Genomic DNA, 12,351 nt, shown 5'->3' on the forward strand with positions numbered 1-12,351 from the left:
CCGACCTGGACTAAAGGATCGTCCCGTGCAGCATCACCCAGGCGATGCTGAAGTAGATGACGATGCCGGTCACGTCGACCAGGGTCGCGACGAACGGTGCCGAGGCGCTGGCCGGGTCGAAGCCGACGCGCTTCAGGATGAACGGCAGCATCGAGCCGGCGAACGAGCCGAAGGTGACGATGCCGATCAGCGCCAGCGCGATGGTGATCGCCAGGAGCCTCCAGTGCTCGCCGTAGTCGAAGAGGCCGATCTGCTGCCAGATGGTGATGCGCAGGATGCCGATGACGCCCAGAATGGCGCCCAGCGCGATGCCGGTCGGCAGTTCGCGCAGCGCGATCCGGTACCAATCCCTCAGCCTCACCTCCTGCAGCGCCAGCGCCCGGATGATCAGCGAGGTGGCCTGCGAGCCCGAATTGCCCCCCGAGCTCATGACCAGCGGGACGAACAGGGCGAGCACGATGGCCTTCTCCAGCTCGTCCGCATAGTATTGCATGGCGCTGGCCGTCAGCATTTCGCTCAGGAACAGCACGCACAGCCAGCCGGCGCGCTTCTTCAGCATGCTGAAGAAGCCGATCTGCAGATAGGGCTCGTCGATCGCCTCCATGCCGCCGAGCTTCTGAAGGTCCTCGCTGGTCTCGGCGAGCAGGGCATCGATGGCGTCGTCGACGGTGACGATGCCGATGATGTGCCCGGTCGTATCCACCACGGGTATGGCGAGGAGGTCGTATTTGGAGATCTGACGGGCGACGGCCTCCCGGTCGGCCAGCGGCCCGGTGGTGATGGGCGGGTGCTCGGGTGCGACGGAGAGGATCGGGGCGTCGGAATCGCCGGAGATCAGCCGGCGCAGGGACACCGACTGCACCAGCTTCCTGGTGGCGGGATCGAGCACGTAGATCGAATAGACGGTCTCCCGGCTGCGCTCGACGCTGCGGATATGGTCGAGCGTGCGCCCGATCGTCCAGGTGGCGGGGACGCTGACGAACTCGGTCGTCATGAGGCTGCCGGCGCTGTCCTTGGGATAGGCCAGCAGCTGCTCGAGCGACGAGCGCGTCTCCGGGCTGAGGCGGCTCTCCAGGCGTGCCTTGGCCTCCGGATCGACCCAGCGCAGCACGTCGGCGGCGCGGTCGGCCGACATGGCTTCGAGCAGGCTCGCCGCCTTCTCGTCCGGCAGCGCTTCGACCACCTCCGAGGCAGCTTCGAAATCCGGCTGGTCGAGCACCTCCACCGCCCAGGCGTCGGGCATGTGGGAGATGATCTCCGCGGCCTCATCGGGCGTCCGCTGGTTCAGGTATTCGACGATGTCGCCGACGTGCTCTTTGCCCAAGCGCGCCGACATGGCGATCGCTTCCGGCGAACCCTGTCCGCCACCAGTCCGAATGTTCATGGCACGCCCCTTCCGTGCGGAGTTTCGTGTGGTGGATGCGAAGCTCGTTGGTCCAACGAATCGTCCGCTCCGCGGGCCGCGTCGCGAGCACGACGTGGTCCACGGCGAGGCATTTTCCGATCAGATGGAGTCATCTGATTGGGTAGGAATGCTCCAAGTCTTTGAATCTGGAGCACTTCACCTGCGATTTGGTGGTTCCACCCAATCGTGAAGCGCTCTCGGCCGCGATCGCTGTCCGCTCCGCCGCGTGGCGGCGGCGGTGCGGCTCACCTTGTCCTGCAAATCACGACACGCCCATAACGCGGACGGGCCGCCACGGCTACAACGGTCTGCGTTTAAGGCGCGCGGCGAACCACAGGCCGAGCAACGGTATCATGATCGCTGCGACGATCAGCGGCGGCACGCCGCCGTGACGGTCGAAGAAGGGGCCGATCACGGCGACCCCGGCGGTCTGGCCGAGAAAGAAGGCGGCGGCGAACAGCGACACGGCCGAGCCGCGTGCCTCCGGCGCCATCTGCGTGGCGTTGGTCTGCAAGGTGTTATGGAACATGTAGAAGGACAGCCCGCAGAGGACCGTTGCGAGCGGCGCCAGCCACAGGGCCGGCGCCAAGGCGATGGCGAGGAGCGCAACGCCGAGGCCGGCCGTGCCGAGCCGGGCGAGCCCGCCTTCGCCGAGCCGCGCCACCAGCCGCCTGGCGCTGAAGGCGTAGGCGAGGCCGCCGATGCCGAAGGCGGCGAGGATGATGCCGGCGGCACCCGGCCCGACCCCGAACCGGTGCTGCAGCTCGGCGCCCACATAGGCATAGGCGCCGAACACGACGGCACCCTCCAGAAACACGGTTGCGACCACCGTGGCGGGCCAGGGGCGGCGGAGCAGGCCGAACATCTGCCGCATGCCGGCCAGCGCGCCGCCGGTGCCGGGAACGCTGCGGCGGTGCCCCGGCCGCAGCAGCTCGAGCCCGAGACCGACGGCCGCCACCAGGTAGAGCAGCGCGAGCACGACGAAGACCTGGCGCCAGCCCATGATCTCGCTCAGCACGCCGCCGCCCGCCTGGCCCAGCACCACCCCCAGGATCTGTCCGGACAGGAACCTGGCCAGCACCGGCTGGCGCTGCTGGTAGGGCACCACGTCGCCGATCCAGGCCATGCTGAGCGGGATGATGGCCGCCGCCGTCGCGCCCGAGAGCAGGCGCGCCGCGGCGAGGGCCTCGAGCGAGTCGGCGAGCGCACAGGCGCCGACGCCCACGGACGACAGCAAGGCGGTCAGCGCCACCATGCGGTATTTGCCCAGGCTGTCGCCGATCGGCCCGTAGAACGCCTGCAGCAACCCATAGGCGATGGAGAATGCCGCCATGACCGCGGCAGCCTCCCCGGTGGTCACCGAGAACGCGTGACCGATGCTCGGCAGCAGCGGATCGCCGACGCGCGCCGTGCCCGCCGACACGAAGGCGGCAAAGCCGAGCAGGAGGATGGAGCGCCGCGGCACCACGGGCGCTGCGGCGAGCTCGCGATCGGGCGGCGGCTCGATCGGGCTGACGGTGAGGTTCATCGGCGGCTTCGGCTGAAGGCCCGGCAGGATGGTGGGCGGCGCGCACCGGGCGTCGAGGCCACCATAGAGCATGACGCCGAAAAGTGGACGACCGCTTTTCGTGACGGTTATGCCCCCGTGCCCGGCGGCGCGGCGCGACCGACGGAGCCGCCTTCCCCCTTGTGGGAACGCGGGCGCGCGCGTAGCGGAAGGGCTGACGGGGTCGCCTCCAGCTGCCGCGACGGCCGCTGGTGCGCCGGGCGCAGGCAGGTGGCCCGATCTCCCGCCTCCCGTTCGAGCCGCCGCCCCGCATGTCCCTGCTTCGTCCCGCCCTCATCGTCGGCCTCGCCACCGCGGCCTCGCGGCTGCTGGGCTTCGCCCGCGATGTCGCGGTTGCTGGCCTGCTCGGCGCCGGGCCGGTGGCCGACGCCTTCCTGGCGGCGGTCCGGCTGCCCAATGCGCTGCGGCGGTCGCTCGGCGAAGGCGCCCTGAACGCCGGCTTCGTGCCGATCTACGCGCGGCTGCGACGCCAGCACGGCTCCGCCCAGGCGGCCAGCTTCGCCGGCCACGCGATCGTCGCGGCCGGGCTCGGGCTGACGGTGCTCACCGCGCTCGCCATGCTCGCCGCCTCCGCGCTGATGCTGGCGCTGGCGCCGGGCTTCGCCGGCGATCCCGCGCGGCTCGCGCCGGCGCGCACCTACCTGATGCTGATGCTGCCGTTCGTCGGTCTGGCGTCCCTCGCCTCCCTCGTCGGCGCCTGGCTCAACGCCGAACAGCGGTTCCTCGCCGCAGCCGCGGCGCCGGCGACGGTCAATGCGCTGCTGCTCGCCGCCTACACCGCGATTCCCCGATGGGTGACCGGCGATGCGGCCGTCGCCGGTGCCATGGCGGCGGCGCTGGCGCTGGCCGGCGCACTCCAGCTCGGCGTGGTGCTCGCCGCCGCCCGGCGCCTGCCCCATGCCTTCCGGCTGCTGCGACCGCCGCCCTGGCGCGGGCTCGCCCGCCTCCTGGTCCTCGGCGCCCCGGGGCTCGTCGCCAGCGCCAGTGCCCAGATGCTCGTCCTGGTGGCGGCCGGGGTCGCTTCCGCCGAGGCCGGCGCCGTGTCCTGGCTCTACTATGCCGACCGCCTGTTCCAGCTGCCGCTGTCGTTCGCCGGGGTCGCCGCCGGCACCGTGCTGCTCGCCGACATGGCGGGCGCGGCCGGTCCGGCCGTGCGCCGCGGCGGCGATGGCCGCGACCCGCTCAATGCCCCGCTTGAGGCGGCATTGGCTCTCGCCCTGCCGGCAGCGGTGGCCCTGGCGGTGCTGGCCGAGCCCATCGTGCGCATCCTGTTCCAGCGCGGCGCCTTCGCGGCCGGCGATACGGCGGGCACAGCGGCGGCGCTCGCCGGCCTGGCTGCCGGGCTGCCCTGCGGCGTCGTGACCAAGGTGCTGCTGCAGCCGTTCTTCGCCCGCGAGCTCGCCGTCCTTCCCCTCGTGACCGGTCTCGCTGCGCTCGCCGTCACCTGGTTGGCGGCCCTGTTTCTGGCCGGGCCGCTCGGCGTTGCCGGCCTCGCCGCCGCGGTGACGGCCGGGCTTGCCGTCCAGGCCGTTCTGCTCGGCGGCATCCTCGCCGCCCGCCACTGGTGGCGCCCGGATGGGGTGCTGGCGGGCCGGTTCGCCGGGCTGCTCGCCGCCAGCGCCGTCATGGGCCTCGTCGTGGCCGCGCTGGCGCGATGGGGGGCGCCGGCGCTCGCCGCCGAAAGCCTCCTGCTCCGCGCCGCCGCGCTCGCCGGCCTGTGCCTGACGGGTCTCGCCGTCTACGCCGTCGCCGCCCTGGCGTTCGGCGGCATCGATCGTCGCGTGCTGGCCCGCCGGCGGGCCGCCTGACGGGGTGAGGATCGCTCCGACGCGTATCGTGCAACAGGCGTCTTGCGCGCGCGGCGGCGGGCCGCCATAACCCCCGCTTTCCGGCAGGGCGCCCCGCCAGCGGGCGGTTTCGCCTTTGACGGCAGAAGCGATCGTAATTCAAAGACTTGGAGCATGTCTGCGGAATGCTCTAGGGGAGTGACCATGGCGATGTTCAGCCAGCGCGTCTTTTCCGGCGTTCAGCCCACCGGCAACCTGCACCTGGGCAACTACCTCGGCGCCATCACGCGGTTCGTGTCGCTCCAGGACCAGTTCGACTGCATCTATTGCGTGGTCGACATGCACGCGATCACGGTGGCGCAGGATCCAGCCGAGCTGACGCGGCACATCCGCGAGGTAACGGCGGCGTTCCTCGCCTGCGGCATCGACCCCAAGCGGCACATCGTCTTCAACCAGAGCCAGGTCAGCGAGCACGCCGAGCTCGCCTGGGTGTTCAACTGCGTGGCCCGCATCGGCTGGCTCAACCGCATGACCCAGTTCAAGGAGAAGGCCGGCAAGGACCGCGAGAACGCCTCGCTCGGTCTTTACGCCTATCCGAGCCTGATGGCGGCCGACATCCTGGTCTACAGGGCGACGCACGTGCCGGTCGGCGAGGACCAGAAGCAGCACCTCGAGCTGACGCGCGACGTCGCCCAGAAGTTCAACAACGACTTCGCCACCAGCATCGCCGCGCACGGCTTCGGCGAGGCCTTCTTCCCGCTGACCGAGCCGCTGATCCAGGGCCCGGCGACGCGCGTCATGAGCCTGCGCGACGGCTCCAAGAAGATGTCGAAGTCCGATCCCTCGGATTACTCGCGCATCAACCTGACCGACGGGCCGGACGCCATCGCCCAGAAGATTCGCCGCGCCAAGACCGATGCGGAGCCGCTGCCGGGCGAGGAGGCGGGGCTGGCGGCTCGGCCGGAGGCGGACAACCTGCTCGGCATCTATGCGGCGCTCGCCGGCACCACCAAGGGCGCGGTGCTGGAGGACTTCGCCGGCGCCCAGTTCTCGGCCTTCAAGTCCGCGCTGGTCGACCTCGCGGTCGCCAAGCTCGGGCCGATCGGCTCGGAGATGCAGCGCCTGGTCGGCGATCCCGCCTACATCGACCAGGTCCTGGCCGACGGCGCCGACCGCGCGCGTCTCATCGCGCGCAGCACCATGGACGACGTGAAGGACATCGTCGGCTTCATCCGCAAGCGCTGACATCGGTGGCGGGGCTTGACCCGCCGCTCGCGCGCCTCAAGAATCCGGCGACGACGTTGGAGAGGCGATGAGCAGCAGCCGACGGCGCACCGCCTACGAGCCGGGGCATCGGGCCAAGTTTCTCGTCGTCGTGGACGAGACGGCCGAATGCGACCGGGCCGTCTATTTTGCGGCTCGCCGGGCACTTCGCACCGGCGTCGGCGTCACCCTCCTGTGCGTCATCTCGTCGGCGGAGTTCCAGACCTGGCTCGGCGTCGGTGAGGCGCTCAAGGCCGAGGCGGAGGACGACGCCAATAGCCTGCTCGACGAGGCGGAGGTCTGCGTGCGGTCCGTCACGGGCGCCGCGCCCGAGCGCATCATCCGCGCCGGCCTCGCGTCCGAAGAGGTTCTCAGGCTGATCGAGGAGGACACCGACATCGCGCTGCTGGTGCTCGCCGCAGGCACCGACAGCAGCGGCCCGGGGCCGCTCGTGTCGCTGCTGGCGAGCTCGTCCGGTCCGGTCTTTCCGATCCCCGTCGCCATCGTGCCCGGGGGCCTGAGCGACGGCGAGATCGACGCGGTGGCTTGACCGCCGCCAGGCCCGCCCGCAACGTCGCGCTGCGTTGATCTGCGGCCGCTGCTCATCCATATGCACGGTGACACGACCGAACGGCCGGCCTTGAACCGGCACGCGAGGAGGACGAGATGTTCATTCAGACCGAAGCCACGCCCAACCCCGCCACCTTGAAGTTCCTGCCCGGCCGGGTGGTCATGGCGCAGGGCACCCTGGACCTGCGCGACGGCGAGCAGGCCCAGAAGTCGCCGCTGGCCGAGCGGCTGTTCGCCGTCGACGGCGTCGCCGCGGTGTTCTTCGGGCACGATTTCGTCACCGTGACCAAGTCGGGGGGCGAGTGGCAGCACCTGAAGCCGGCCATCCTCGGTGCGATCATGGAGCACTACCAGTCAGGCGCGCCGATCGTGGTGGATGAGCACCGGGACGCTGCCGGCGAGGACGGCGACGAGTTCTTCGACGAGAAGGACGCCGGCTTGGTGGAGACGATCAAGGACCTGCTGGAGACGCGGGTGCGGCCGGCGGTGGCCGGCGACGGCGGCGACATCACCTTTGCGGGCTACCGGGACGGGGTCGTCTACCTGTCGATGAAGGGCTCGTGCGCCGGCTGCCCGTCGTCCACGGCGACCCTCAAGCACGGTATCGAGAACCTGTTCCGCCACTTCCTGCCGGACGTCCGGGAAGTCGAAGCCGTCTAAGCCAACTAAGCCATTTGACGCGCGCGCGGAGCGCGCCCGCTCGGCTGGTCTCGGCGCGCACCAGGCCATTGGGCATGGCGGAATCAGAGGGGCTGGAGCGGCGAGCCGATCACGCTTAAACAGGCGTTGCGAATCTCTTCGCTTCACCCGGGAGCATGATCGAGCCGCGTGCGTATTCTGGCGATTGATACGGCGCTTGGCGCCTGTTCCGCGTGCGTTGCCGACAGCGGCGGCGGCGAGGCGCTGGCGCGCGAGACGATCACCATGGAGCGGGGCCACGCCGAGGCGCTGCTGCCGCTGATCGAGCGCGTCATCGCCCACACCCCCGGCGGCTTTCCGTCGCTGAACCGGGTCGCGGTGGTGGTCGGGCCGGGCAGCTTCACCGGCCTGCGCATCGGCATCGCGGCGGCGCGCGCCATCGGCCTCGCTCTCGAGGTCCCCGTGGTCGGAGTGACCACCCTGTCGGCGCTGCTCGGCCCACTGGTCGCCGGCAACGTGGACCGGGTCGCGGTGGCCGCTGTCGATGCCCGCAACGGCCACGTCTACCTCCAGGCCTTGGCGCCGGGCGGCCGCGTCATCGTGGCGCCGCGGTTGCTGGCGGCCCGCGAGGCGGTGCGCCTGCTCGGCACGAGCCCGGTCATGATCGCCGGGTCCGGCGCCGGCCTGCTGGCGGCGGAGGCGAGCGCCCTGGGCGTCAGCGCTACCATTGCGCCGGAGGCACTCTATGCCGATCCCCAGTGGGTGGCGCGGCTCGGCGCCCTCGCCGATCCGGCCCAGGCGCCACCCAAGCCTTTCTACCTGCGCGCGCCCGACGCCAAGCCGCAGGACCACGGCGCCTTGCCGCGGCAGTGAGGCCGGCGATGAAGTGGCCGTGGCACCGGGATCTGACCGGACGCGTCGGGCGCCTCGCACCGGTCGATGCGGCGGCCCTCGCGTCGATCCACGCCGAGGGGTTCGCCCGGCCCTGGGGGGCGGCAGATTTCGAGCAGATGCTGACCGATCCGGCGGTGGTCGCCGACGGCGTCCGGGCGCCCGGCCGCGTCCCGCCCGCGGGCTTCGTACTGTCGCGGCGCGTGCTGGACGAAGCCGAGATCCTCACCATCGCCGTCGCCCGCCGCTGCCGCGGCCGCGGCTACGGGCGCGCCCTGCTCGTCTCCCACATGCCGCGGCTGGCGGCGCTGGGCGTGCGGACGCTGCATCTGGAGGTCGAGGACGGCAATGAGCCGGCGCTGGCGCTCTACCGCTCGCTGGGTTTCGGCCAGGTGGGCCAGCGCGGCGGCTATTATGCCCGGCCGGACGGGACGACGGCCGGCGCCCTGCTGATGGCGCGCGCGCTCGGGTGACCGCAGCGCCAGCTGCGGCGCGGCCGGCCTCGTCACGCCCCGCGCAGCAGCGCGCCGTCGGCGGCGATGCGCCGCTCGAAGAAGCGCAGGACGGCGCGGACGCGGGAGATGTGCAGCAGATCCTCGTGCACCGATATCCAGATGTCGCGGACCGTGAAGATCTCCGGCAGCACCGGGATCAGGGCCTTATCGTGCGCCGCGACGAAGGAGGGCAGCATGACGATTCCCTGCCCCGCCATGGCGCTCATGTACTGGGCCAGCAGGCTGGTGGAGCGGAAGACGACGCTGGTTGGCCGCAGGATATCGGAGAGCCAGAGATTCTCCTTGATGTGGACATGCTCGTCGATGAAGTCGATGAAATCGTGCTTGTCGAGGTCGGCGAGACTGCGCGGCGGCCCCCTGGTCTGCAGGTAGGCGGGGGATGCGAACAGCGAGACCTTGAATTCTCCAACCTTGCTGGTGCTGAGGCGGCGGCCGCGTGGGTTGAAGAAGCTGACGAAGATGTCGGCTTCCCGCCGGCTCAGGTCGAGGATGCGGCTATCGGTGATCAGCTCGATCTGGATTGCCGGCTGCAGGCGGTTGAAGTCGGCGATGCAGCGGGTGAGATAGAAGCTGCCGATGCCCTCCAGGCTCGCGACCCGCACGGCTCCGCCGGCCTCCGCGCCGAGCCCGATGGCCTCCGCGATCAGGTTGGCCTGGTTCTCCATGCCCTCGGCATACTGGAGCAGGCGGTGCCCCTCCTCGGTGAGCGTGAAGCCATGCTTGCTGCGGTTGAACAACGTGCAGCCCAGGTTCCGCTCGAGCTCCCGGATCCGCCGGCCGACGGTCGTATGGTCCACCTTGAGCGCGGTGGCGGCGCGGACGAGATTTCGCTGCCGCGCCAGCTCCAGGAAATAGACGATGTCGTTCCAGTCGTATCTTGGCTTCGATGACGGGCTCACGGAGGTCTCGGGCGGCGCAATTGACATGACCAATCTACCCGTTCCGGTGGGGGCAGCCACCCGCCGTCGCGGCGGCAGGTGGCTGTGCGCGCCCAGAGCGCTGCGCGATCGGGTGAATCATCCGATCGCTAAGAAGCGCTCCAGTTTCAAAAGATTATGTGCTCCAGACTAGACCATTTCCGCGTTTCTGCGAATCGCCGAAGTGCTCTATCTGTTTGATTTAGTGCGTTTTCTTCACGCGAACCGGCGTCCACTTCGCTCGAAAACGCGCTAGGCCGCCACGAGCGGCGCGTAGGTCTGTGTGAGGCGGTTGGCGAACATGTCCACCTTCGGGATCATCAGCTTCTGCCGGCACAGCGCCAGGTCGATGTGCTTGGGCATGACAGCGCCCATCTTCAGGCTGCGCGGCGCCACGACGTTGATGTCCCAGTGCGGGAAGCCGTTCGGCGGAATGACCACGCTGCCGCCGGGGTAGGCGCAGTCGACCCGGTTGGAGAGCACGATGGCGACCCGGTTGTCCTCCGCCCGGGGCACGGCCAGCAACTCGCGCTCGAACGGCTCGCGCAAGGCCGCGGGCCACAGAATGATGTCGGCCGCCGCCACGCCCAGGCAGCGCGAGGTCTCGGGGAAGACGGCGTCGTAGCCGGACATGACGCCGATGCGGCCGAACGGCGTCTCGAACACCGGATAGGTGTCGCCCGCGGTGGCCCAGGGGCGCTCCTCGGCCGTCAGGTGAGTCTTGCGGTAGCGGCCGATCTCGCCCCCGTCCGGCCCGATGAGCAGGGTCGTGACATACAGCCGGCCATCGGCCGCCTCGACGCCCGGCAGGGCGATCAGGCTGCCATAGCGCCGCGCGATGGCGGCGGCGCGCAGCGCGTGCGCCGGCGTCTGCGCCGCGAGCGCCCGCGCCACCGCCGCGTTCGGCAGCCAGGAGGTGCAGAAGGCGTATTCCGGTAGCGTGATGACCTTCACGCCGAGCTTGGCGGTGTGGTCCATCATGTCGAACACGTCGTCGGCGGACGTATCGGCCGCCACATGCATCTGGACGGCCGCCACCTTCGCCGTAGACTGCGACGGGATCAGCGGTTTGTCGGCGATGCGGTAGACCGGCGTCGCCTCATAGGGGGCGGCGAGAATGCCGTAGGTATCGGGGCGACGGTCGGCGATCTTGTCGTTCGCGGCGTAAATCGACTTGTCGCCGGCCAGCGCCGGATCGACGTCCGCGATCGCCAGGCCGTGCGTGTCGTAGGGAACCTTCGACAAGACGCGGCCGCGCGGGTCCACGATCATGCTGCCGCCGGGATAGTAGATGGAGCGCTCGTAGCCGGATTTGGTCGCCGCGACGAGCCAGACACCGTTCTCGTAGGCGCGGGCGGGGCCCCACATGTCCGCCTGGTCCATGGCGAAGAAGTTCGCCATGTCGACGATCACCTCGGCACCCTGCATGGCCATCGAGCGGAAGATCTCGGGGATGCGGCCGTCGAAGCAGATGAGCAGGCCGATGCGCCCGAGGTCGGTGTCGACCACCGGGCAGCCGCGCTCGCCGAATTCGAACCAGTTCTGATCGTGCGTGGCCAGGAACTGCTTGTGGTAGTGGCACGCGACTTCGCCGTTGCGTCCGAACATGACGCCGCTGTTGAAGATCTTCGATTTGGCGGCATCCCATTCGGTGATGCCGCTGGCGATGTAGACGCCGTGCTCGCGGGCCATCTGCGCCAGGGCGCTCACGAAGCGGCCGTCGGGGACGGTCTCGGCCAGGTCCCGGCAGTGCGCCGGCGAGTCGAACAGATAGCCGGTGTCCATGCACTCGGGGAACACGATGAGTTCCGCCTGCTGCCGCACGGCGTCCTCGACGTAGGCGCGGGCAATGGCGATGTTGTGGTCGAGGTCGCCGAGGCGCGCGAGTGTCTGCACGGCCGCGGCGCGGAAGCGTCGCTTCGTCATGATTGTCTCCAGTATAAGTCAGTCTCGTCGTGTAAAGGGACTATTCGCCTTTGACCTGGCGCCAGAACACATCCAGGCAATGGCGCTTCAGGCCGGTGAAGCGTTCGCTCGTCGTAACCGCGGCGGTACGGGGCCACGCCAGGTCCACGTCGACGATCTCCGCCACCCGTGTCGGCCGCCGCGTCAGCAGCAATACCTTGTCGGCGAGCTGGATCGCCTCCTCCAGATCGTGCGAGACGAGCAGCATGGTCGTGCGCGTCTTCATGAAGATCTTCTGCAGCTGTTCGCGCATGAACAGCGTCATCTCGTAGTCGAGGGCCGAAAACGGCTCGTCCAGAAACAGCACTTCCGGCGAGGTGACCAGGGCCCGCAGGATCGAAACCGTCTGCTGCTGCCCGCCCGAGAGCGTATAGGGATAGGCGTTGAGGTCGATCTTGACCTCGAACTCCGCCAGCAGGTTGTCCACGCGGGCCCTTCGTTCGGCGGCAGGCACGCCCATGACCTTGAGCGGGTAGTGGATGTTGTCGATGGCCCGCAGCCATGGAAACAGCGCTTCGCGGTAGTTCTGGAAGACGTAGGAGATGCGGGTCTCCTGAATGGTCTGGCCATCGTAGAGCACCTCGCCGGCATCCATCGGGGCAAGGCCGGAGATCATATTGATCAGGGTGCTCTTGCCGCAGCCGTTCGGACCGAAGATCGAGATGAACCGGCCCTGCGGCAGGTCGAGCGAGAAGTCCTTGTAGATCGTCGATCCGCCGAACGTCTTGTCGAGTCCCCGGATGGTGATCAGGCGCGTGCGCCCCGAGCTGCGCGGGCTGACGACGTCGGCCCCGGCCACCCCTTGTCGAGGCGCATGCATGGCGATGGTCCC

General features: G+C 69.7%; 11 protein-coding genes. 6 read left to right on the forward strand and 5 right to left on the reverse strand.

All coding sequences use genetic code 11. The annotated features are described in order from the left end of the window. Window positions 1–10: 10 nt before the first annotated feature. Together mgtE and IEW34_RS04395 are read right to left on the reverse strand one after the other, a co-directional pair. Window positions 11–1,384, reverse strand: a complete 1,374-nt coding sequence (gene mgtE / locus IEW34_RS04390) for a magnesium transporter (protein ID WP_188607860.1) — start codon at window positions 1,382–1,384, stop codon at window positions 11–13. A gap of 319 nt (window positions 1,385–1,703) precedes the next feature. Further along, entirely contained in the window at window positions 1,704–2,933 is a 1,230-nt protein-coding gene (locus tag IEW34_RS04395) for an MFS transporter (RefSeq protein WP_188607861.1), read from the reverse strand. Window positions 2,934–3,223: 290 nt separating this feature from the next. Between IEW34_RS04395 and murJ the strand changes: the two genes are divergently transcribed. The 6 genes from murJ to IEW34_RS04425 all read left to right on the forward strand — a co-directional run bounded on the left by murJ (window position 3,224) and on the right by IEW34_RS04425 (window position 8,595). Beyond that, window positions 3,224–4,780 carry a murein biosynthesis integral membrane protein MurJ gene (murJ, locus tag IEW34_RS04400; protein ID WP_188607862.1) on the forward strand — a complete coding sequence of 519 codons (1,557 nt, stop codon included), beginning with the start codon at window positions 3,224–3,226 and terminating at the stop codon, window positions 4,778–4,780. A gap of 183 nt (window positions 4,781–4,963) precedes the next feature. Then, on the forward strand, window positions 4,964–6,004 hold the full coding sequence (trpS, locus tag IEW34_RS04405) for a tryptophan--tRNA ligase (protein WP_188607863.1): 1,041 nt from the start codon (window positions 4,964–4,966) through the stop codon (window positions 6,002–6,004). 67 nt (window positions 6,005–6,071) lie between these two features. Beyond that, the gene (locus tag IEW34_RS04410; RefSeq protein ID WP_188607864.1) at window positions 6,072–6,572 is read left to right on the forward strand and encodes a universal stress protein; all 501 of its coding nucleotides are present in this window, start codon (window positions 6,072–6,074) and stop codon (window positions 6,570–6,572) included. A gap of 116 nt (window positions 6,573–6,688) precedes the next feature. Further along, entirely contained in the window at window positions 6,689–7,252 is a 564-nt protein-coding gene (locus tag IEW34_RS04415) for a NifU family protein (protein WP_188607865.1), read from the forward strand. 168 nt (window positions 7,253–7,420) lie between these two features. Then, complete coding sequence (gene tsaB, locus IEW34_RS04420) at window positions 7,421–8,104, forward strand: tRNA (adenosine(37)-N6)-threonylcarbamoyltransferase complex dimerization subunit type 1 TsaB (RefSeq protein WP_188607866.1); 684 nt, start codon at window positions 7,421–7,423, stop codon at window positions 8,102–8,104. Between the two features lie 8 nt (window positions 8,105–8,112). After that, entirely contained in the window at window positions 8,113–8,595 is a 483-nt protein-coding gene (locus IEW34_RS04425; RefSeq protein WP_188607867.1) for a GNAT family N-acetyltransferase, read from the forward strand. Window positions 8,596–8,627: 32 nt separating this feature from the next. Here the strand turns inward: IEW34_RS04425 and IEW34_RS04430 are convergent, their stop codons facing one another. The 3 genes from IEW34_RS04430 to IEW34_RS04440 all read right to left on the reverse strand — a co-directional run bounded on the left by IEW34_RS04430 (window position 8,628) and on the right by IEW34_RS04440 (window position 12,339). Next, entirely contained in the window at window positions 8,628–9,536 is a 909-nt protein-coding gene (locus IEW34_RS04430; RefSeq protein WP_308424358.1) for a LysR family transcriptional regulator, read from the reverse strand. 270 nt (window positions 9,537–9,806) lie between these two features. Next, on the reverse strand, window positions 9,807–11,480 hold the full coding sequence (locus tag IEW34_RS04435; RefSeq protein WP_188607869.1) for a carbon-nitrogen hydrolase family protein: 1,674 nt from the start codon (window positions 11,478–11,480) through the stop codon (window positions 9,807–9,809). A gap of 40 nt (window positions 11,481–11,520) precedes the next feature. Continuing rightward, window positions 11,521–12,339, reverse strand: a complete 819-nt coding sequence (locus IEW34_RS04440) for an ABC transporter ATP-binding protein (protein WP_188607870.1) — start codon at window positions 12,337–12,339, stop codon at window positions 11,521–11,523. Window positions 12,340–12,351 lie beyond the last annotated feature (12 nt).

This window comes from Chelatococcus reniformis, assembly GCF_014640075.1.
In the GTDB taxonomy this organism is placed as follows: domain Bacteria; phylum Pseudomonadota; class Alphaproteobacteria; order Rhizobiales; family Beijerinckiaceae; genus Camelimonas; species Camelimonas reniformis.